The sequence below is a fragment of the Caulobacter sp. GW821-FHT09A05 genome (assembly GCF_059418465.1).
The window spans coordinates 202,385-223,185 of record NZ_JBWKPX010000003.1; the positions used below are offsets into that span (position 1 = coordinate 202,385).

Consider the following 20,801-nt stretch of genomic DNA (forward strand, 5'->3'; position numbering starts at 1 on the left):
AAGGCCGCTCCCACTCTTGGGGCGAAAAATATCTTTTATATCAATTAGATGGTATCTATTAGCTGGGCGCCAGGAGCTGGGGCGCGCGGCGGATATAGGGGGCGGCCAGATAGTTTGCGGTTGGTTGTCTCGAAGCGAGCAGCGATAGGCTGGAGGCTGCGTCTACTAGCTTAGAGGTCGCTGTCTGGCTCGGCCTAAAATGGGATCAGCCTGTCGCTGACCGCAATCGCAGCTCAACCATGCGCGGGAATATATTCCTATTATCGTGCCGTGATCGCAAACAGCCGGTGAGCTCTTGCTAACGGGCTGGCGCCTTGGGCCAGGAATTTGCCGTCGCCTCATGCGTTCTGTTCTTGGGCCAGCAAAGAGGCGACGGAGGGTTCGAACGCCGCCGGCGGTCGCACCGTTCAAAGGAAAGCGCTAACGACAATCGTTCTGTCTGCATGGGTGCTCAGCTCGGCCCCGCCATTCCTTGACGAGTTGGCGGCGCCTGGGCGTGTAGCGCTCTTCCAGGAAATCGACCTTCACGATCCTATCGGTGCGAAAGAGCCTGAAGTCCGAGGCCCGTTCGCACCAACCAGCGATGAAACGCTGGTTCTCGATGAAACCCAGCATGATCGGCCAGATGATCTGCTCCATGGGCGCGTCGTCCTCATCGGCGTACACGACACGCATTTTTCGCTGCTCGCGCAGGGACTGCCTGACCCGCGCCAGATCGATGACCGACGCGGCCCCTTGGCTCCGGCTAACGAAGAACGCGTCATCGTCCAAGGCGCGCCGCATGTCTGGAGAAAGCACGCCGTCAATCTTCGCCAATGCGTTCTGGACGGCGCGCGCCAAGCCATCGTCGGTCTGCCGGCTAACCCGCCACCTCGCACGATGTCAGAAGCTGTAGGCGATCGTCGCCTGGAAGCTCCTTGGCTTTTCCGGCAACACGATCGTGCTCCCGAACAACTCCGTGAAGTTGGCCCGGAAATAGGTCGCATCGGTCGCGTTTTTCACAACCGCGCGGAACAGCCAATTATCCTTCTTATAGGACGCGCTCAGATCAACCAGCGTATAGGCCGGCAGACGCACAACCTGTGACTGACCCGACCATACCGCATCGACATGCGAGGCGCTGGCGGCCAAGGCCAACCCGTTGTCGAAGGCATAGGTGGCCGTTCCAGAAATAACATTTTCAGGAATGCCCGCCCGCCGCGAGGCTTCTCGCGTGAAAACCGGCACCAAGCCTAGCGGCTGACCACCCAGATAAAGCGCGGGATTGGTGACATTCTTCAGATCCTCGATGCCGAAGAAGCTGAAGGCTGTGCCGGCGTCGATATAGGAGAGGTTATAGACCTTGGTTTTCGTATATGCGCCCGTGAGCAGCAGGTGCTCGTTAACAGACCAGCGGAATTCCGCCTCCAGGCCTTTCGTTTCTACTGACTGATTGGTCACGGATGACTGGACATTATGGTCAGTTCGATCCTGCTTATAGACCGACACCGCGCCATAGAGCTTGCCGTCAAGCCAGGTTCCCTTGACACCGCCCTCATAAAGATGTGACGCGGCAATAAACGCATCGCCAGCCACGTCAGCCACCAAAACTTCGGCGCCTTGTCCCACGACCATCGTGGATTGCTTTGAAGCGGTTAGGTAAGGGATCAGGCCCAGCGGCATTTTATAGCTTGCACTGGCGGTCCATGACCAGGCGCCTTTGCTGTTCGATGCTGAAAGAGGGGCGCCTATAGCGAGGACCTGCTTAGTTGCGTCGATTTTTGAAACGACGTCCGTCTTGTCGTATCGCGCGCCCAGAGTTACGTCGAGGCCGAAGTTGAACGCCATATCGGCAAGTCCGGCAAGGCCATAATCAGTATGGTGACCGGTCAAATAGTCCGAATATGAGCAATCGCATTGTGTTGACAAGAGACGGGTAGAGAGAGGAGTGTAGCCTTGCGTCAGATCAACGCGATGGAAATATTCGTAGGTGAAATCATCTCCGAAATGGAAATTTGTATATCGTATTGATGGAGACACTTGGTATGCGAATTTTCCTACCGCATTGGTAAATGTTTGAGAAACAACAATTTTATCTTCAATTACATACGAATCAACAAATTGGGAAAATCCATAGGCGTTTTCATTAAGGTTTTCCGTTCTATCATAGAATAGCTGATTCTTAATCTCGAAATCATTCTCTCCCGTATAAATAACATCAAAGTATCCGGTCGTTTGCTTGTTCTGTAGAAGATCGTTAAGGCCGGTCAGCGTATTCTTGCGGCTGAGCTTTGCCGTTCCTGTATTCGTCAGGGCCATGGCTCCGTCGGCGGGGAAGCAGGCATCCGTGATCGAAGAGGCGAAGACGTTTCCGCCGCACGCGAAGCCGCCAAAGGGTCCAAGGCCCCCGATCGCGGCGAGTTCAGCATGGGAAATCTTACCATCGGGCGTGCCGATGTCCGGCACGGCCTTGGCCGAGCCGGTGATATAGGTTCCGCTGTCCACCAGGGTCTGTGTCAGGCGGTTCCAGCCGCCATTCTGCTGGCCATTGAATTTGTGGTACATACCCCCAAATTCAATCCGCAGATTGTCAGTGATATTGCTGTCGAATGACGCCTGCAGGATCGTCTGCCTTGTGGACATGTTGCGGTAGTAGCTGCCTGAGTCCTCGACCTCGGCATAAAGGCTGTAGCCAAATTCCTTTTCCCCGATCTTGCCGGGACCCTGAACCTGGGCCGCCAGAACACCCTTGTCCCAGCTGCCCGTGGTGTAGCTGATCTGCCCCTGCGGCGACGACATGAGCCTACCGTTGACCCGGGCGGACTTCGGAACAAAATTCATGTAGCCGCCGGTTTTCGACGGGCCGTAGATCGGCGAGGCCGGACCACGGACAATATCGATCCGATCGGAGGCTCCGATGGGAGTCGGGTAATTGCCCGAATTATCCAGGCGGCGGATCCCGCGGAAATAGACTTCGCCAGGCGTGCCGCGAATATCAAGCGCACCGCCTACGCCGAAGAAGGAATTGGTAAACGTACCGGGAGCCTGTGCGACGAGGTCGTAAATCTCGGTCACGCCAAAGCGTTCAATCTGCTCACTACTGATAGTCGACGCAGAACGCGGGGTTTCCACAAGTGTCTTGTCAAAACCGAAAATTGACCCGACGTTTTTGAGAGGCAGGGCGTCAAGCGAACCCGTGACGACAACCTCGTCAACGGCGGTAGCGGTTTCGCTTTCCGGCGCAGGCGAAGGCTTAACTTGCGCCCAGACCGCAGATGTCATTGCCGTGCTTGCAAGCAAACCCGCGGCGACTGTCATCAAAGGTCTGCAAATTCGGTGAGATCTCCGCGCAACATTCATGATATCGCCTGCAGATTGCATATTCTTCATCTAGCCTCGCCCCTTACATTTCAAGCTCGCGGATTTCGTCGCTCTTCACGCCGATGGCGACTGAGAAACAACCGCTTAAGTCGTGGACTTGGCGCATGCTGCGCCGCCCCTCAGGAATAGGCGCGTCCTGAAGCGACCAAAATGCTATAACCTTGGCCGCCTATTGCGAAAATTAGAGCGGATATGCTGGCCTTCTCACGCTTCCAGCGCGACTTCTTTAAGTTGGCGCCGGAAATTCGAACAGTTGGCCAAGCGGAGTTTGTCCCCTTTGCAGGGCAGACTTTACGGTTGGGAAGCGGTGCTGGGCTGATTTGAAGGCCAAGGAGGCGCTGGAGGCGTCCGCCGGCTGCACTGGTCGGCGCAAGGTCTCCTAGCGCGGCCGAACGTCGAAGGTGAACATGCCGCATCCATGCTCGTCTTGGCCGACCGCGCGCCGCGCAAAGCGTCCTGGCGAGGAAACATCTGACACTGTCACAGATTCCAATGATCCCAGTTAGACTTGCGTGGGAATATTTTCCTAATTATTGGATTTCATTCGCGGGCCGATTGCTCAAGGCTCGGCGCCGAGGACTTGGCGAAGGCTTCGCGCCTTTCGCAAAGCTCTTTCGCTCGCGGATCGTATGGCAATGGGTTTTTGAAAGGGACTGATCGGCCTGGGGCAGGGCGGCTCAGTACTCGTTTGGGCGTTCAGCCGACGCTGAACATGTGGGCGCTCTGGTCGCGCCGCTTGGGTCCCTTGCGGCTGCGCTCGGGCTGCGGCTGGGCGTCCTGATAGAGCTTGATCATTTCCAGAAGGGGACCCAGGCGCTTGTTCTCGACGACGGCGGCCTGGTTGACCTTCCGGATCTTGTCGAAGGTCCGGTAGGAGAGGGGACATCCCTGGTAGCTGATCACCAGGCGCCCGTCGGGATAGTCGGCGACCGTGACCCGCTTGCCGATCGCCGCCTGGGCCGCCTCGGTCGGGTCCAGGATGAACAGCACCTTGTCGTATTGCAGGGTCAGCGACTGCGACAGCGTCCGCTCGACTTGCCAGCTGAAGGCGTCTTCCAGCCGGTCGCGCGGGCCCATCGGCCGGTGAAGATCCTTGGCGTTGGCCGGGGGCTTGGCGAAGCGGGCGTTGTAGTCGGTCAGGAACCCCGGGAGGAAGGCGTTGCCGGCCTCCAGGGTGCTGACGCCGGCCAGACGCATCTCCTTGACCAACCGGTCCTGCAGCGTCTTGTTGGCGCGCTCGACGCGGCCCTTGGCCTGGCTGGTGTTGGCGCAGATGATCTCGATGTTCAGCGCGTGCAGGGCGCGGCCGAACTGGGTCATCCCGTCGCCGGTGACGCCGGCCTTGGCGACCCGGAACACCGAGTGCTTGTCGCTGTAGAACGCCACCGGCTTGCCATGGGCCTCCAGGTAGCCCTGGGTCGCGGCGAAGTAGGCGAAGGTCGACTCCGTCTCGACGAACCGCAGGTGCATCAGCCGGCTGGTGGCGTCGTCGATATAGACCAGCAGCGTGCACATCGGGCCGCGATCCTCGAACCAGCGGTGCTCGCTGCCGTCGATCTGGATCAGCTCGCCGACGCAGTCGCGCCGGTAGCGCGGCTGGTGGATCCTGCGTCGTCGCTTCTTGCGTTGGGGCCGACGTCAGTGTGACCGAATCCTCCTGAAGCCTGGATCCGAACCAAAGTCTTGGAGCCCGTGATCAGCCGCGCGCTGTTCGATCGCGCATCGCAACGGATGCGTATTTCCCGCCGCTTCCTACCAAAGGCTGAAGCTATTGCCGCAGTCGCCCGGCTGCTGAAGGCCAAGGGGTATCTGACCGGCGATTTGATCGATCGGTGTCCCTACACGCCCAGCTCAAGCACCCTGTGCCGGCTCTTTGGATCGATACAGGCGGCCTACGACGCCCTCGGCTACCAGAATGAGCGCTGGCGCCGCCGTCCAAGGGCGGAGCCGCCGGTCGTCAAAGAAGAAATGCTGGGCGTTCTTCGTGCGGTGTACGAGCGAGAGGGGCACATAAGTGAAGCCATGCTCAATGCCGATCCTTCTCTACCGTCTGCATTCCTCTACCGTTATCACTTCGGGAGCCTCTCAAACGCCTATCGGCTGGCGGGCGTGCCGTACGACTACACCGAGTTCAAGCGACGCGGCATGGCCCGCACATCGGCGCGAAGGGCAAGTTTGCCGCCTCGGAAGGTGACAGTTCCCAGGTGGCCGACCGTCGACGGCCAATACTCCGACGAGGAACTTCTCGACCACCTGCGCCGGCTGCATGACCGACACGGCTATGTCACCGCGCGTCTTATCCGCGCCACCGAATCGCCGCCGCCCGCGCTCTTCATTCATCGGTTCGGCTCATTGACAGAGGCCTACCGGCGGGCAGGCCTCACAAAGAGCTGTCCCAAGGCCTGGAGCCGAGAGGCGCGAGTACGGCAGGCGGGAATCGAAGCGCTTTACAGGTTGCCCGCAAATGGGGGGCTCGCGCGCCCTTGACCGTCAGCAGGTTCCTTATTCGGACTGGCCGAGGAGGGCGGTTAGCAGGCTTGCCAGTTAGAAATCGTCCTCCGGCTCCGCGTAGAACGGGATCAGCCAGTAGCCCAACAAAAATAGCCCGATGCCAATGACGGCGGCGAGCGTCAGATTCCAGCTGTAGGTCAGCGTCATCAACATCGAGCCGCCGCAGAGCCCGAACATGACGACGCCGACGTTTCGGATCGCCTGAGCGAACATTCGGATCCGCAGCCGTGTGAGGTACGCTGGCGATTTTCCAAACGGGCTACGCATGTGAAAACGGATGGCCATCATGAGAGCATCTCACAAACGGCTCGACGGTCCAGGCTCGATTTCGGCGCTTTGATACTCACGCGGGAGCCGGCGTACGGCTCGCAGAGCGTGGGACGGCGACGGCTGTCCAGCCAATTGGGGTCAAAAAGGTCGGTGTTTTCGCCAAAGAGGACCAAACCCGACATGTTCGCAAAGAATCCAGCCATCTGCGAAAACCGACACCGGTCGCTACACGCTATGATCGTCTAAGATATATTATCAGAAGCAGATTTTTGAACGAACTGGTCCGCTTCTGAGGTTTCCGAGATCCTTGCAAACCGCCGGCCGCGCCACAGCCGCTGTCTGAGATCGTTGCAACGGGCGAAGATGTTTGCACAGGCCGGCGGGCAAAGCCGGCCACTCGGCGCCGCTATTCCGGCGGCTCGGCGTAGTATGGCACGAGCAAGAAGCTCAACATTACCAGCCCGAGGCCCGCCATCGTTGCAAGCGCGAGATCCCAGCGAAAGGAAAGCGTCAGGATCATCCAGCCACCAGCCAAGCCGACCGTGATGGCGCCGACGTTGCGCAGCGCGGCCGCGACCAATCGAAAGCGAATCCGCGTGATATATGCCGAATGTTTTTTGGACGACATTGGCGACCGTGGCGCTGTTTATCGACAAACCATGCCACAGATCGAGGCCGCGTCCAGGATCGGCTGTTAGGCCTGCTTAGCCAGCGCGGCCCAGGCCGCTGCCGCCATTCGCTCGCGCATAGCCCTCGGCCACAGATGCGAGTCTTTCGCGAGCATGTTTCCCTCGTGGGCGCTCGTGACACACATCAACATCATGAGCGGATCATCTGACGCGCATAAAGCGAGGTAATTCAGCCTCTTGGTCGATTGAGCTTTCAGATCTGCAAGACCAAGGAAGTGACCCTTGCCAAATCCATGAAGCGCCAGGCTCTTATATTTATCCGGCCGAATAACGATCTGAGCCACTGCCGACAGCACCCGGATCCGCCACGGGGCGGTCAATCGGCCAAGCACGCCCCTTCCTGGCCTAGCTCCCTGAAAACCTGGCAACGGTTGATCGTCGGGATGGTCGAACCACGAGGCAAGAGTGCCTCCGGCCCCAGCAGGGGCGCCGTGAAGCAGGAAGTCCGAGAGATCGAGTAGGACCTGGCGCCCCCTGCCCCAGTCGTCGGCCAGTGACCAAATCGAACGATCCACCGCCTCGCCCGCTCGCAACCCCAGCACCAGATCTTCAAACGTCCTAAGGTGAGCCGGAAATTGAATTGCCGGCAGGCGAATTGGACGGAGGCGCCGGATGCCCTTTTCTAGATACTGCATCTCGGCAAGGTTTCGAACTCGTGCTCGTGGCAAACCCCTTGATTGAGTTTCGACCGTGATCGCCTCAAAATTCTGCAACGGTACGCCATGGCGGCGGCAGCGGAGCGCCCACATATCCAGCCAAGCGGCCCGAATGTAGTGATGGCGCCCGGCCGCTTCATCCTCATCGAGGCACAGCTTGCAGACCATGCCCCTGGCCTCCGTCATTAGATCGGGTGACAGGAGATCCGACGCGCCAGTGGACCCAGCACCTCGACTGGGAAGGCCCGCAGTTCCTTGATCAAGTTCTGCTCTTCGGTCCAGTTGGCGTCCAGCGGCGCAAGCTAGGCCGTGAGCCCCTTGCGTAGCCGCCATCCCACATCGAAAACCATTACAACGAACGCGGCCAACAAGAGCACCATACCGCCATTGATCGTGATCGGACGCCCTGCTCTATGACCGGCCAGGCGGGCATTCTTGTGCACGTTCGAGGCGCCGGCGAGACGTCGTCGATCAGCCGAAGCGCTCGGTCTAGAACGAGATTTGGGCCCGCGCCGTGACTGTCGCGCCGTCGTCCTTGGCCGTGTTCACGCCGGCGGCGTTGTCGACTTGCCAGAAGATGCCGTTCAGCATCAGCCGCGTGAAGTCGTTCAGGTACCAGTTGACCCCCAGGGTCGTCGCCGAACCTTGCCCGCCGAGAGGTGCGTCGGTGTAGTCCAGGGTCTCCCAACGGGCCAGAAGCTCCACCGCGCCCGGGCCTCCAGTGGTCGCTGGACGGCGGACCTTGGGCTGGTCCCAGGCGCCGATCCGGGACTTGTAGCCGGGCTTGTCGCCGGTGATGAACCAGCCCGCCGACAAGCTGAAGGCCTCGAAGCGGGTCGACGGCGCCCCGTCGCGATAGTCGAGGCCGCGAACCCCGCCTTCGGCGAAGGCCCACAGGCCGCGCCACACCCCGCCCAGCTCCAGCCCGTAGCCCGAGCCGGTATCCGGCGCGCCGAGCGGGCCGGACGTCAGGCGCAACGCGCCGTTGAAGCGGCCGCCGATGTCGGTGTTGCGGGTGATCGAACCCTGTGTTGCCGGGAACTGTTCCTGGAAGCTCCAGGCTCCAATGTGCACGATCAGGTCGTCCGTCTTGATCGGGTTCCAGTGGCCCCGCTGCATGAAAGTCAGGGTGTCGCGGCTGGCGGCGGAGTCGTCCAGATCATCGCCTGCGATCTGGGCCGTCAGGTGCCAGTTGTCGCCGAAGACCTTGGCCATGGCGCCCAGCCCAAAAAAGCCCTTCTGGGGGACCAGCGCCGTGCCGATCACGTTGCGCTCCAGGAACGGCGTGGCGTCCGAGCCTGTCGAACCCTCCAGGCCGCGTTCAGACAGGCGCTGGCCGAGGCTAAGTTCCACCGGCCGGCCGAAGAGACGGTCGCGCCAGCCCACATAGGCGCTGGTCACGCCGACCGTGCTCTCGGCGAAATCGGCTTCGACCTGGTAGAACAGGTTGTTGCGGACGCTTCCCTCCACGCCCAGGCGGATGGCGCGGGCTCCCGTGGCGGTCAGGTTGCGCGCCTCGTCGTTCGATCCGGTCGTCGTGGAGACGTCCACCAGCGCGCGGCCGCGCGGCTTGAAGCGAAAGCCCTCCCCCGAAAACTCGGGCGCGCCCCCGCTCCAATCGACCTTCAGGGACGGCTCGGGCGGCGGCGGCGATCCGGCGACGACCTGAATCGGCGGCGCGGCGGCGGTCCTGGGCGCAGGCGGGCGGCTTTCGGCCGCCGCCGCGGCGTACAGGGCGTCGGCCTTGGCCTGGCTCACGACGCCCTCCTGCACGAGAAGACGCAGCAGGGCCTGGACGCTCGGCGTTGGCTGGTCTGGCGCGGGCTGGACAGGTGCGGTCTGGACAGGCCCGGTCTGGGCGAACGCGGGGGCGGCGGCCAGCAAGCTGATCATGCTGGCGCCCGCAAAAGTCAGGCGGTTCATGTGGAAACCTTCCGTCGCGCGGGTTCAGAAAACCCAGAGCGCCTTCTCGGGGAGGGTCAGGGGATAGGCGCATCCGCTCTCAAGACGACCGTGGGTGACGGCGCGGATCGGCTGCCCGTCCAGGTCAAAGACATGCTCCCAGCGGCCGCCCAGATAGGCGGAGGCGTCGAGTCTCGCCTTGACGCCCTCCCCTAGCACGCCGACGTCCTCGATCCGGATCACGGCCGTCGCCGTTTCGCCGATCGCGCGCCCGGCCTTGTTCAGGCCCCAGACCGCGCCGCCACCGACATCAAGGCGGACACGCCCGTCCTGGACCTCGGCCACCGTGGCCTTGAAGCAGTTGTTGATCCCCATGAAGTCGGCGGCGAACAGGCTGTTGGGATCCGTGTACAGCTGCTCCGGCGTGCCCTCCTGAACCAGCAGGCCCTCGTTCAGCAGCATGACCCGATCGGCGATCGCCATCGCCTCGACCTGGTCGTGGGTGACGAAGATGGCGGTCAGGCCCGCCTTCTTGATCAGTTGGCGGATCCAGACCCGCGCCTCCTCGCGGAGCTTGGCGTCGAGGTTGGACAGCGGCTCGTCCAGCAGGATCAGCGGCGGGCGATAGGCCAGGGCCCGCGCCAGCGCGACCCGCTGCTGCTGGCCGCCGGACAGCTCCGACGGATAGCGGTGGCCGTAGTCGCCCAGGCCCACCCCCGCCAGCACCTCCGACGCCAGGGCCTGGATCTCGCCCTTGGGACGACCGCGCACCTGAAGCCCGTAGCTGACGTTCTCCAGCACCGTCTTGTGCGGCCACAGCGCATAGGATTGGAACACCAGGCCAAGGTCGCGCTTCTCGGGCGGCAGGTTGGTCTTGCCGGCCGCGTCGAAGACGGTCCTGGCGCCGATGGTGATGGAGCCTTCGGTCGGGGTTTCCAGCCCCGCGATCGAGCGCAGCAGGGTGGACTTGCCGCAGCCGGATCGGCCCAGCAGGGCGACGATCTCGCCATCGGCGACCTCGATACTGACGCCCTTCAGGACTTGGGTCTTGCCGTAGCGGACGTGAAGGTTGTCGACGCGAAGCTTAGACATTTTTCTTCTTCCCAAGGAATGCGAGGAGCAGCAGGCCGCCGCACACCATCGCGATGTTCAGGACCGACAGGGTGACGACCAGGTCGACGCCGCCGGTCGCCCACAGGGAAACCAGGAGCGAGCCGATCACCTCCGTCCCCGGGCTGAGCAGGTACACGCCCGTGGAATATTCCCGGACGAAGGTCACGAAGATCAGCAGCCACGAGCCGATCAGGCCGGCCCGGATCAGCGGCAGGGTCAGGTCTCGGTTCACCCGCCCCGGCGAGGCGCCGGCCACGCGGCCGGCCTCCTCCAGTTCTGGCGCGATCTGCAGCAGCGAGGCCGAGATCAGCCGCATGCCGTAGGCCATCCACACCAGGGTGTAGGCGAACCACATGGCCAGCAGCGTCTGGCGGAACGGCTGCAGCGGCGGGAAGAACAGGAAGACCCAGAAGATGGCCAGGCCGGCGATGATCCCCGGCATGGCCCGCGGCAGCAGGACCAGATAGTCGAGCGCCGCGCTCCACCGGGAGGGCCAGCGATGGGTGGCGAAGTTCAGCAGCGTGTAGACGACCACCGCCGCCGCTCCGCCGACCACCGCCAGGAGCAAGGTGTTGAAGACGCCACGGACGACGTTGGGATACTCCGACAGTTCGCGGAAGTTGTTGAGCGTCAGCACCTGGCCAAGGTCCACGCCCTCGCCCCATGACGAGACGAAGGCGCGCATCAGCAGGGCCCCGACAGGCGCGATGACCGTGACCAGCAGCCACAGCGCGATCAGGCCCAGGGCCGGCCACTTCCAGGCGCCGATCCGCAACGGCCGGGTCTGGGACGCCTTGCCCTTGACCGACACGTAGCGGTTGGCGTGCTGCAGCAGCCGCCGCTGGAGGAACACCAGCGGCAGGGCGATGGCGATGATGACCATCACCACGACGGCCATCAGCTGGTAGCTGGGCACGCCCAGGATGTTGGTCAGGCCGTAGAGGTAGGTCGCCAGGACCTGGACGCCCTGCGGGTCGGCCAGGATCAGCGGCAGGCCAAACAGCTCGAAGCCCAGGAAGAAGACCAGCACCGCCGCATAGAGCAGGCTGGGCAGGATCATGGGCAGCGACACCGTCAGGGCGGTGCGCATCGGTCCCGCGCCGCTGGCCCGCGCGGCGTCCTCCACGTCCGAGCCCAGGCTGCGCAGGGCGGTAGAGGCGTAGATATAGACATGCGGAACGTGCGTCAGGCCCGCCAGCAGGATCAGCGAGGTCTTGGAATAGAGGTTCCAGGGGATGAAGCCGAGCAGGTCCTTGGCCCACAGGCTGACGAACCCGACGGGGCCGAAGGCGACGACAAAACCGAAGGCCAGCACGATCGAGGAGATGAACATCGGCGCCAGCATCACCGGTTCCAGCCAGCGCACGCCGGGCAGGTCGGTGCGCACCAGCAGCATCGCCAGCAGCGCGCCCACCGGCACGGCGATCAGGGTCATGCCGACCGAGATCAAGGCCGAGTTGCCCAGGGCCCGATAGAAGCCTGGATCGCTGAAGACAAAGCGGAAGGCGTCCAGGCTGGGATGGACGTTGCGGGCGAAGAAAGGCCCGTCCAGCAGGCTTTGCCAGATGACCAGAAGCACCGGCGTCAGAATGGCCAGGGCCGCGGCCAGGATCAGGGCGACGCGAAGATTGCGGCTCATCTCACAGGGCTCCCTTGCCGCCGAGGGTGGTTCGCCAGCGCCGCAGGAAGCGTAGCCGCGTCTCCTGGTCGAGATTGGCCAGCAGCGCGGGGCCGACGCGGATCGGGCGGGCGTTCGGCAGAACGGGATCCACCCCCGCCGGCGGCGGGACGTCGTTGCGGATCGACCGCATGTGGCGCGCCCTCAGGTGCGCCTGGCCCCGTTTCGACAGCAGGAAGTCGAGGAACAGCTTGGCCGCGTTCGGATGGCGCGCTTCGGTCGGGATCAAGGCGATCCGCGACATCACCAGGGTGTAGTCGTCGGGGAAGACCACGCCGACGTTCGGGTCCTTGTGCGCCCGCTCAAGGGCGTAGGACCCGATCATGTTGAAGGCCAGCAGGCTTTCGCCGGAGACCACCCTTTCCATCATCGCCCCGGTCGAGGTGTAGAGCTTTGGCGAGGTCGGCCCGAGGGCCTCGATGAAGCCCCAGGTGTCGCCGGTCACCTGCGCGTCCTGGGTGATGTAGAGGAAGCCTACGCCCGACTTTTCGGGGTTGTAGGCCGTGATCTTTTCCCGATAGGCGCCCGGCTTGCGCCGCAGCAGGGCCGTCAGGTCCTCGTGGCTGCGAGGGACGTCGCCCGGAGGCATCAGCCGCTTGTTGTAGACGAAGACGATCGGCTCGGCGGTGGTGCCGTAGGCCTGGTTCTTCCACACCGCGCCATCGGGCAAGGCGGGCTTCTCGGGCGAAGCGTAGGCCTGGGCGTAGCCGTCGTTGACCAGCTTGATCTGCAGGTCCATCGCCGAACTCCACAACAGGTCGGCCGAGCCTTCGCGCGCGGCGACCTCGGCGATGAAGCGGCTATAGAGCTCGGTCGAGTTGAGGTCGGCGTATTCCAGCCGGATCTGCGGGTAGAGACTCCTGAAGTCGGCCAGCAAGCCGGCGACCTCGCGGGCGTCCGTCGCCGAATAGATGTTCAGGGCGCCTTCCTGCTTGGCGGCCTCGATGATCCCCGCGTAGGAACGCGGATAGCCGACCGGCACCGCGGCGAGGCTCTCGGGGGACGGCGGCGGAACCTGGCGTTGGGTCGCGGGCTCGGTCTTGAGCGCGCCCCACAGCAGGCCGCCGGCGGCGGCCGAACCGGCGGCCGCGCATATGTAGAGAAACGTGCGTCTTTGCACGATCTGGCCTCCTGTGATGTTTCTTCCCGGCGAGTCTTGTCGCTCCTGTCCAGTGACGTTAGGCCCGAAAGCTGTCGCCAACCTGTCGCGCTGGAAACCGTCATGGCCCGCATTCTTCTCGTCGAGGACGACGCGCCGCTTCGGCGGGGCTTGGCGGCCTCGCTGAAGGCGGCCCACCATGCCGTCGATGTCGCCACCGACGGACAGTCCGCGCTGGAACTCGGGCGCGACGACGCCTACGCCCTGATCATCCTGGATGTGGGCCTGCCGGACATGTCCGGTTTCGAGGTGCTTCGCGCGCTCAGGCGCGGCGGGACACGCACGCCGGTGCTGGTGCTGACCGCGCGGGACGCCGTGGAGGATCGCGTCATCGGCCTGGACCTCGGCGCTGACGACTATCTGCTCAAGCCGTTCGCCCCCCCGGAACTGGAGGCGCGGGTCCGGGCCCTGGTGCGACGCAGCCATGGAGAGCCGACGTCCCTGCTCGTGGTCGGCGCCCTGACGCTGGATCGCGCCGCCAGTGCGGCCAGCGTCAACGGGCGACCGCTGGAGCTGCGGCGCCGCGAATGGGCGGTCCTGGAAAGTCTGGCCGTTCGCAGCGGAAAGGTCGTCGCCCGCGAGCGGCTGGCGGCCGACGTTTTCGACCAGGACGACGAGATCGGACCCAACGCCATCGAGGTCTATGTCGCCCGGGTTCGCAAGAAGCTGGAGCCCGACGGCCCGGTGATCCGCACGCTGCGGGGATTGGGGTACCTGCTTGACCCCGCCCGATAGGCCCGCCCCCTCCCCCGCCCCCAGGCCCGGGTCGGTCACCGGACGTCTGCTCCGCGGCCTCCTGGGGCCACTGATCGCCCTGGCCTTGGTTCTCGGCTTCGGCGGGGCCCTGCTGATCAACCGGATGGTGGAACGCGTCCATGATCGCCTGCTGGAGGCCTCGGCGCGCGCCATCGCCGACACCCTGGCCGTGGACGGCGGCCGGGTCACGCTGAACCTGCCGCCCGCCGCTTTCGGCATGCTGGAGAACCCCGCCCGCGATAATGTCTACTACAGCGTGTCCGGGGCCATGGGGCTGGTCACCGGCTATGCGGACTTGCCGCCGGCGCCGAAGGCGGACGCCGAACGGACGCTCTATCGCTACGCCGACTATCGCGGACGCCGGATCCGGATCGCCGTCGAAAGTCGGCGCCTGCCGCGAGTCGACGGCCTGGTCGTGGTCCAGGTCGCTGAGACCCTCGACGCCCGCCACGCCCTGGCGTGGCGCCTGCTTCTCGCCCTGGGCGCCTTGGAAATCTCGATCATCGCGATGACCGCGCTGCTGGTGCCCGCGGCGGTGGGCTGGGGGCTGCGCCCTCTGCGACGTATCCAGGAGGCCGCCGATGCGCACCGGGCCGACGACGCCTTCGCGGCCCTGCCCGTCGACGAAGCCCCCGCCGAACTGCGCAGCCTGATCGGCGCCTTCAACGCCCTGCTGCGCCGCCTCAAGGCGACCACCGACGGCGTGCGGCGGTTCAGCGCCGACGCCTCTCACCAGCTTCGCACGCCGGTCGCGGTGATGCGCACTAATATCGGCCTGCTCGACAGCCTGGTCGGCCCTTCCGGCGAGGCGCGGGAACGGCTGACGGACCTGGACGCGGGGGCCGAACGGCTGCAGCGGCTGATAGAACAACTGCTGGCGCTGGCGCGGGCCGAAGCCGCCGGCGCGACGCGGCTGCAACAGGTCGATCTTGCGCCCTTGGTGCAGCAAATCGCCATGGACCACGCTCCGTTCGCGCTGCGGGCGGCTCAGGACATCGACTTCGAAGGTGGCGCCTCGCATCCGAAGGCGTGGGCGGATCCGCTGTTCGTCTCCGAGATCGTCCGCAACCTGCTCGAGAACGCCGTTTGCTACGCGGGACCTGGCGCGACCATCACTATTCGTATCGAGCTGATGGACGACGAGGTTCGCCTGGTGATCGCCGACGATGGCGCCGGGGCCTCCGCGGCGGACCTTCATCGGCTCACCGAACCGTTCTATCGCGCCGGGCGCGAGCGCGATTCAGTCGGCTCGGGCCTGGGTCTTTCGATCGTTCAACGGCTCGCGAACGCCATGGGCGGTCGGTTCGAAGTGCAGCCGGCCGAGGCGGGGCTAAGAACCGTGACCGTCTTCCGGATGGTCCGTGATCACCAGCAATAGACAGGTCCGAAGATTCTCACCGGGCTCCCAGCCAACGCTTGTGGCGCCGATCCATCCGCCTCAACCATCGGCGCCTTTAGTTCCCGTTCAAGGGGAACCGGCCAGGCGTGACTCGACGCCGCCGCCGCCTTCCAACCCGCCGAGTTGAGGCTGGTGACCGATACCGAGCATCAAGCGTCGACGCCGCTTGGCGTCGGGTCCGATACCGCTGCTGGCCGCTCGTCTTCAGCGATGGTCGGGGCGTCGCCTTCCCAGCGCTGCGGTTGCGCGGCCCCTCGCCTCAGGCCTTGAGGGTCACGTCGACGCCATTGGCCTTGAGCTGACCGGTCATCCAGTCCGCCACCGCCAGCGCGCACGCCCGGTCGCCCACCACGTCGGGCCAGGGCACGCCGCCAGCCGCCCCGTGGGTGCCCGTGAATTTCTTTTCCTCGAGGATCCCGTCGCCGTCGAGCCAGCGGCCGGTGTTGTAGAAATAGAAACGCGACTTGACCGGGTTGCGGATCCAGAAGGCCAGGTTGCGCGCCGTCCGGGCGTGGGCGACGAAATCGACATTGTCGGGAATGGTCTGCGAAAGGCCCAGTTCGCTGGTCTGCATGTCGACCGCGTCGAAGAGGAACAAGGCCTTGACCCGTTTGCCCTGGGCCTTGAGCCGCTTGGCGGCGATGATCGCGGTGCATCCGCCGCGGCTGTAGCCTACCAGGATCACCGATCCCGACCCGCCTTGGGCGGCGCCGACCGCGCGATCCGCGATGCTGGAAACCTCCTTGCCGGTCAGCGAAGGGCCTCGGAAATAGGTGCTGCCGACGACTTGCTTGGCGATCTGGCTGGGGAACGAGTTCCCCATCTCCTTGGCGTACTCCTGGTCGTTGTCAGGTCCGGTTCCATCGATAATGACGATCATACTCTTTCTCGCTGGCCTGAATTGCGCGGGAGCCTAGCGTCGGTGCACAGCTTACTCAATACAGCTTTGCCACCTTTTGTTGTAATTGAGAAAATCCTCTTGCAACTCAATTAGATGCAACGTCCATTGGGTATGTAGACCTTCGCTGGGGTCGAGAAATCCCGCGTGACTATATTATAGCTTAAGCTTGGGAACCTTTTTCCTCTTCACCCGTTTTGCGCCGCCCTGAGGGCGTCTATCCTGTCACGCGCCTTGCGGAAGGCCGCCAAAGCTTCACCATTGAGGGCGCGGCGACTGGCGGTCTGGAAGCCCATCGGATCGACCTGCTCGCCCCGCACGATCACCTCGTAGTGCAGGTGCGGTCCCGACGAGAGGCCGGTATTGCCCGAAAGACCGATCGCCTGGCCCTGTCGCACGGCCGCGCCCACGACCACCCCCGGGGCGTAGCCCGATAGGTGCGCATAGGCCGTTTGCAGCTCGGGCGAGTGCCTGATCCGGATGAAGTTGCCGTGGCCGCCGTGCGGCCCCACGAAATCCACCACCCCATCGCCCGACGCGTAGACCGTCGTTCCCACGGCGACGGCGAAATCAGTGCCCTTGTGGACCCGGGTGTAGCCCAGCACGGGGTGCAGCCTGGGGCCGAAACTCGAGGTGATGCGAGCGCCTTCCACCGGCGTACGCATCAACCCCCGCGCGACGCTGGCGCCATTGCCGTCGAACCAGCTGGGCCTGGCGTCGCCCGGCGGCTGGAACAGATAGAGCGCGCGGGACTTGGTCTGGGTCTGCAGCGAGGCGTACACTAGCCGCTCCGCCCCCACGATATCGCCCCGGCCGTCGATCTTCTGCTCGAATGCGGCCTCGAAAATGTCGCCCGGCCGGATCTCTCGCTGGAAGTCGAAATCGAAGGCGAAGGCGCCGGCGAAGTCGCTGACCAGGGAGTCCACGACGCCGGCCGCGACCGCTGAGGAATAGAAGCTGTTGGCGTCCATCTCGCCGCGCACCACCTTGATCCGGACCTGAAGATCCGAGGCCAGGTCCTCGGCGACCAGGCGCCCGCTCCGGTCGGTGTGAATGACAAGGCCCGAACCATCCGGGCGTCGCAGCTCGATCCTCTCGATGTCGCCCGCCTTGCCGTTCGGAAAGGCCAGGGAGACCCGAAGCTCTCCCGGCGCGCCTTCGAGCTTCTGGTTGGCGGCCAGCCCGAACCGCAGCGCCCGGTCGGTCGCGACCCCCTCGGCGGTCAGGGAGGCCGCCAGGTCCTGTACGCGCGCGATCACGAAGGTGCGGTGGAAACCGTCGGCGGGCGCGGACGCCTTGGGCCCGGCGACGACCGCCGGACGGTCGGGCGGGGCCGGGCGTCGCCAAGCGCTCCACCCTATCCCGGCGGCGACCGCCAGCAGCACCCCGCCCGCTATCGCCCACAGCACAAGGCTTCTTATGCTTAAGCTTGTTTCAGACGAGCGTGACTTATCGGCGTCCGCGGTCGCGGACGGGCCAGGTTTCCGTCGCCAGCTGCGAGGATCGAACGATGGTTCGTCTTCTCGTGCGCCTCGCATCCATCTCTCGTTGCTTGCCTTTCTCCAAGCATAGCCACAAGGCGCGCGAGAACCAGGGCTGGAGATGGCAAATGCGTCTTCCGCAGCTCTGCCGACTAGTGTTTAAGTGGTATTTCTAGAGTCCGTTGAGGGAAGCGTATGCAGAGCGACAGCCGCGTCGCATGGCGCGAGGGCCTATTCCTTCGACAACAGCATTTTCAGCAGCAGGATCGGTATCTGGAGGCCTTGGTCGCGGCGCGCGCCAGCGGTCTGCGCCCCTATCCGTGGGGGCTGTCCGAACTCAAGATCAACGCCGACCTCGCGGCCCTGGGCAAGTTCGCGATCGAAACGATGACCGGGGTCCTGCCGGACGGCTTGCCGTTCTCGATCCCCGGCGACCTGCCGCCGCCGCCGCCGCTCGACATACCGGCTGACGCCCGTGACGTGATCGTCCACCTCACCCTCCCCGCTCGCCAGAGCGGAGCGGTGGAGTTCAAGAGCCGGGGCGAGCGCGGCGGCGTGACCGTGCGTTATGTCGTCGACGAGGAGGATGTCGCCGATTCCTTTTCCGACGAGCGGGGCCAGGAACCGATCGAAGTCGCCCGCCCGAACCTGGCGTTCGGCGTCACCCAGGACCAGACCTACGGACGCGTGCTGCTCGGGCTGGCGCGCGTGCGCGAGGTCCACAATGGCGCGGTGGTGTTCGATGAGCGCTACATTCCGCCGACCCTGGACATCCGGGCCAGTCCCCGACTGTCGGGCTTTCTGACCGACATCATCGGGCGGGCGGCGCAGCGCGTCGACGAACTGGCGCTGAGGGCGGTCGAGGCCACGGATGGGGGGGCGGAAACCTTCGCCAGCTTCCTGCTTCTGCAGGCGCTCAACCGATGGGTCAGTCAGCTGCGCCACCTGGCCGCCCTGCCCATGGTGCACCCCGAGCGCCTCTATGAAGCCTTTGTGGGCATGGCCGGCGAGTTGGCGACGCTGACCCGTCCCGATCGGCGACCGCCCCCCTTCCCCAACTACGTCCATGAGCAGTTGCAGGCGACCTTCGAGCCCGTGTTCGAGGTGCTGCAGGCCGCCCTCTCGGCGGTGTTCGACCGTTCGGCGATCCAGCTGCCGCTGCAGGTCGCGGGGCCGGGCGCCTACACGTCCCGGATCACCGATCACAACCTTTACAAGACCGGCTATTTCTACCTGGCCGTCAACGCCCGCGCCTCGCTCGACGACATTCGGGGACGCTTCCCGGCGATCGCCAAGATCGGCGCGGTGCAGAAGATGCGCGAGATCGTGGACTCGGCCCTGCCCGGCGTGCCGCTGCGGCATACGCCGACCCCGCCGCCGCAACTGCGGGTCATACCGGGCTATGTCTATTTCGAGCTTGATCGTTCCGTTCCCGATTGGCGCGACTTCGCCAACGCCGCGGCCCTGGGGCTGCATGTCGCGGGAGAATGGCCCGACCTCAAGCTCGAGCTCTGGTGCGTCAAGGGGACCGGACGATGACCGGCGACGACGAGGAGAAGAACCCGAACAAGACGGTCTTCCGCCCGTCGCCGCTGCAAAACCTGCGCAGGTCGGGGACCCCCTCCCCGCCATCCGCGCCCGCCTTCACCGCCAGTGAACCGGCGGGGTTCGCGCCTTCGTCCTTTGCCTCGTCCCCTTCGCCTCGTCGCGCCATCCCTCGCGACGACGACATTCCGCTGCCTCCGCCGGCCGCGCGAGCCCGAAACCCGATGATGATGGCGGCGGCGCCCGTGCTGTCGCTGATCGTCGGCGTCCGGTCCGGCCGCGTTCAGCTGAGCCTGCCCGAGCTGCACCAGACGGCGTCCGCCGCGGTGGCGACGTTCGATCAGGCGCTCCTGGCCGCCGGCTATGACGCCGAGACCCGCCAGAGGGCGCGCTATGCGGTGTGCGCCACGGTCGACGACATCGCCCAGAACCTTCCCGGCCAGGCGGCCGATGGCGCGGAGTGGGCGCGCCGCAGCCTCGTCGTGCAGGTCTTCAACGAGAATATCGGCGGCGACCGGTTCTGGCGCCTGCTCGACGACATGCTGGCCAGGCCGGCGGAATTCGCCAACCTGATCGAGCTCTACCACGCCTGCCTCGCCGCCGGATTCGAGGGGCGCTATCGCGTCGCGCCCGACGGCAAGCGCCGCCTGCACGAGATCATGGCCAGTTGCTATGCGGCGCTCGACCATACGCGCGCGCTGTCGCAGACAGAGCTGTCGCCGCATTGGCGCGGCCAGCCCACGCCGGCCGCGCGCGTCAGCTTCTGGGCGACCCTGGCCCTGGCCGGCGCCATCGCCCTGGCCGTTCTGCTGGCGCTCTTCATTCTGCTGCGCGTGGTCCTGATCCAGACCGGGCAGCCGTCGCTGAACGCGTTGAAGGCCATCAATCCGGACCAGCCGCTGCGGATGTCGCGTGTCGCGCCGGCGCCGCCGGTCCCGACCAGCACCCAGCTGCAGCGCATCCAGGGCTTCCTCGCGCCGGAGATCGCCCAGCACTTGGTGGCGGTCGAGCAGGACAGCCAGTCGATCCGTGTGCGCACCACCGTCGGGCAGTTGTTCAGGTCGGGATCGGACAGGCTGGAACCCGGCCGCGAAGCGCTGTTCGCCCGGATCGGCGCGGCGATAGAAGCCGAACGCGGGCCCGTCCGCGTGGAGGGACACGCCGACTCCGACCATCTGGTCAGCGTCACCTTCCCGGACAACTTCGCCCTGTCCAAGGCGCGAGCCGACGCGGCCGCCCAGATCCTTCGCAGCAAGATCACCGACGCCAGCCGCGTCAGCACCGAAGGGTTCGGCGACAGCCAACCGATCGCGTCGAACTCCACCGCCAACGGCAAGGCGTTGAACCGCCGGGTCGAAATCGTCATTCCGCGCGCTGAATAGGG

16 protein-coding genes and 1 pseudogene are annotated in these 20,801 nt (G+C 64.7%); 5 read left to right on the forward strand and 12 right to left on the reverse strand.

Features of this window, described 5'->3' with window-relative positions:
* Nucleotides 1-420: 420 nt before the first annotated feature.
* From AC07NX_RS04160 to AC07NX_RS04170, 3 genes and pseudogenes are all read right to left on the reverse strand, one after another.
* Nucleotides 421-840 (reverse strand): helix-turn-helix transcriptional regulator, encoded by a 420-nt coding sequence (locus AC07NX_RS04160; RefSeq protein WP_494639408.1) that lies wholly within the window; start codon nt 838-840, stop codon nt 421-423.
* Between the two features lie 42 nt (nt 841-882).
* A complete protein-coding gene (locus AC07NX_RS04165; protein ID WP_494639409.1) occupies nt 883-3,369 on the reverse strand; it encodes a TonB-dependent siderophore receptor in 2,487 nt (828 codons plus the stop codon).
* 687 nt (nt 3,370-4,056) lie between these two features.
* Nucleotides 4,057-4,977: pseudogene (locus tag AC07NX_RS04170) on the reverse strand (ISNCY family transposase); the annotation flags it as partial.
* Nucleotides 4,978-5,052: 75 nt separating this feature from the next.
* Here AC07NX_RS04170 and AC07NX_RS04175 point away from each other — a divergent pair.
* Nucleotides 5,053-5,847, forward strand: coding sequence for a homing endonuclease associated repeat-containing protein (locus tag AC07NX_RS04175; protein ID WP_494639556.1), 795 nt, complete (start codon nt 5,053-5,055; stop codon nt 5,845-5,847).
* A 57-nt stretch (nt 5,848-5,904) separates the two neighbouring features.
* On the opposite strand, the gene AC07NX_RS04180 is transcribed toward AC07NX_RS04175, so the two are convergent.
* The 7 genes from AC07NX_RS04180 to AC07NX_RS04210 form a co-directional block, all read right to left on the reverse strand.
* On the reverse strand, nt 5,905-6,159 hold the full coding sequence (locus AC07NX_RS04180; RefSeq protein ID WP_494639411.1) for a hypothetical protein: 255 nt from the start codon (nt 6,157-6,159) through the stop codon (nt 5,905-5,907).
* A 388-nt stretch (nt 6,160-6,547) separates the two neighbouring features.
* Entirely contained in the window at nt 6,548-6,769 is a 222-nt protein-coding gene (locus AC07NX_RS04185) for a hypothetical protein (RefSeq protein ID WP_494639413.1), read from the reverse strand.
* Between the two features lie 66 nt (nt 6,770-6,835).
* The gene (locus tag AC07NX_RS04190) at nt 6,836-7,654 is read right to left on the reverse strand and encodes a hypothetical protein (protein ID WP_494639414.1); all 819 of its coding nucleotides are present in this window, start codon (nt 7,652-7,654) and stop codon (nt 6,836-6,838) included.
* Between the two features lie 321 nt (nt 7,655-7,975).
* Nucleotides 7,976-9,409 carry an OprO/OprP family phosphate-selective porin gene (locus AC07NX_RS04195; protein WP_494639415.1) on the reverse strand — a complete coding sequence of 478 codons (1,434 nt, stop codon included), beginning with the start codon at nt 9,407-9,409 and terminating at the stop codon, nt 7,976-7,978.
* 24 nt (nt 9,410-9,433) lie between these two features.
* Complete coding sequence (locus AC07NX_RS04200; protein ID WP_494639417.1) at nt 9,434-10,480, reverse strand: ABC transporter ATP-binding protein; 1,047 nt, start codon at nt 10,478-10,480, stop codon at nt 9,434-9,436.
* Entirely contained in the window at nt 10,473-12,140 is a 1,668-nt protein-coding gene (locus AC07NX_RS04205) for an ABC transporter permease (RefSeq protein ID WP_494639418.1), read from the reverse strand. Before AC07NX_RS04205 ends, AC07NX_RS04200 begins: the two co-directional genes overlap by 8 nt.
* 1 nt (nt 12,141) lies before the next feature.
* Nucleotides 12,142-13,299, reverse strand: a complete 1,158-nt coding sequence (locus AC07NX_RS04210; RefSeq protein WP_494639420.1) for an ABC transporter substrate-binding protein — start codon at nt 13,297-13,299, stop codon at nt 12,142-12,144.
* 102 nt (nt 13,300-13,401) lie between these two features.
* Here AC07NX_RS04210 and AC07NX_RS04215 point away from each other — a divergent pair, with 102 nt between their 5' ends.
* Together AC07NX_RS04215 and AC07NX_RS04220 are read left to right on the forward strand one after the other, a co-directional pair.
* On the forward strand, nt 13,402-14,073 hold the full coding sequence (locus tag AC07NX_RS04215; protein WP_494639421.1) for a response regulator: 672 nt from the start codon (nt 13,402-13,404) through the stop codon (nt 14,071-14,073).
* Nucleotides 14,057-15,472 carry a sensor histidine kinase N-terminal domain-containing protein gene (locus AC07NX_RS04220; protein ID WP_494639422.1) on the forward strand — a complete coding sequence of 472 codons (1,416 nt, stop codon included), beginning with the start codon at nt 14,057-14,059 and terminating at the stop codon, nt 15,470-15,472. Before AC07NX_RS04215 ends, AC07NX_RS04220 begins: the two co-directional genes overlap by 17 nt.
* 280 nt (nt 15,473-15,752) lie before the next feature.
* Here the strand turns inward: AC07NX_RS04220 and AC07NX_RS04225 are convergent, their stop codons facing one another.
* Together AC07NX_RS04225 and AC07NX_RS04230 are read right to left on the reverse strand one after the other, a co-directional pair.
* Nucleotides 15,753-16,373, reverse strand: coding sequence for a thioesterase domain-containing protein (locus tag AC07NX_RS04225; protein ID WP_494639423.1), 621 nt, complete (start codon nt 16,371-16,373; stop codon nt 15,753-15,755).
* Between the two features lie 206 nt (nt 16,374-16,579).
* Complete coding sequence (locus AC07NX_RS04230; protein ID WP_494639425.1) at nt 16,580-17,800, reverse strand: peptidoglycan DD-metalloendopeptidase family protein; 1,221 nt, start codon at nt 17,798-17,800, stop codon at nt 16,580-16,582.
* 267 nt (nt 17,801-18,067) lie between these two features.
* Between AC07NX_RS04230 and tssK the strand changes: the two genes are divergently transcribed.
* Together tssK and icmH are read left to right on the forward strand one after the other, a co-directional pair.
* On the forward strand, nt 18,068-19,411 hold the full coding sequence (tssK, locus tag AC07NX_RS04235) for a type VI secretion system baseplate subunit TssK (protein WP_494639426.1): 1,344 nt from the start codon (nt 18,068-18,070) through the stop codon (nt 19,409-19,411).
* Entirely contained in the window at nt 19,408-20,799 is a 1,392-nt protein-coding gene (gene icmH / locus AC07NX_RS04240) for a type IVB secretion system protein IcmH/DotU (protein ID WP_494639427.1), read from the forward strand. Before tssK ends, icmH begins: the two co-directional genes overlap by 4 nt.
* Nucleotides 20,800-20,801: the final 2 nt, after the last annotated feature.

What these genes read in the sequence shown, in the direction of transcription:
- AC07NX_RS04165 (WP_494639409.1), bottom strand. Translation starts at nt 3,369, where the DNA reads ATGAAGAATATGCAATCTGCAGGCGATATCATGAATGTTGCGCGGAGA.
- AC07NX_RS04180 (WP_494639411.1), bottom strand. Translation starts at nt 6,159, where the DNA reads ATGATGGCCATCCGTTTTCACATGCGTAGCCCGTTTGGAAAATCGCCA.
- AC07NX_RS04185 (WP_494639413.1), bottom strand. Translation starts at nt 6,769, where the DNA reads ATGTCGTCCAAAAAACATTCGGCATATATCACGCGGATTCGCTTTCGA.
- AC07NX_RS04190 (WP_494639414.1), bottom strand. Translation starts at nt 7,654, where the DNA reads ATGGTCTGCAAGCTGTGCCTCGATGAGGATGAAGCGGCCGGGCGCCAT.
- AC07NX_RS04195 (WP_494639415.1), bottom strand. Translation starts at nt 9,409, where the DNA reads ATGAACCGCCTGACTTTTGCGGGCGCCAGCATGATCAGCTTGCTGGCC.
- AC07NX_RS04200 (WP_494639417.1), bottom strand. Translation starts at nt 10,480, where the DNA reads ATGTCTAAGCTTCGCGTCGACAACCTTCACGTCCGCTACGGCAAGACC.
- AC07NX_RS04205 (WP_494639418.1), bottom strand. Translation starts at nt 12,140, where the DNA reads ATGAGCCGCAATCTTCGCGTCGCCCTGATCCTGGCCGCGGCCCTGGCC.
- AC07NX_RS04215 (WP_494639421.1), top strand. Translation starts at nt 13,402, where the DNA reads ATGGCCCGCATTCTTCTCGTCGAGGACGACGCGCCGCTTCGGCGGGGC.
- AC07NX_RS04225 (WP_494639423.1), bottom strand. Translation starts at nt 16,373, where the DNA reads ATGATCGTCATTATCGATGGAACCGGACCTGACAACGACCAGGAGTAC.
- tssK (WP_494639426.1), top strand. Translation starts at nt 18,068, where the DNA reads ATGCAGAGCGACAGCCGCGTCGCATGGCGCGAGGGCCTATTCCTTCGA.
- icmH (WP_494639427.1), top strand. Translation starts at nt 19,408, where the DNA reads ATGACCGGCGACGACGAGGAGAAGAACCCGAACAAGACGGTCTTCCGC.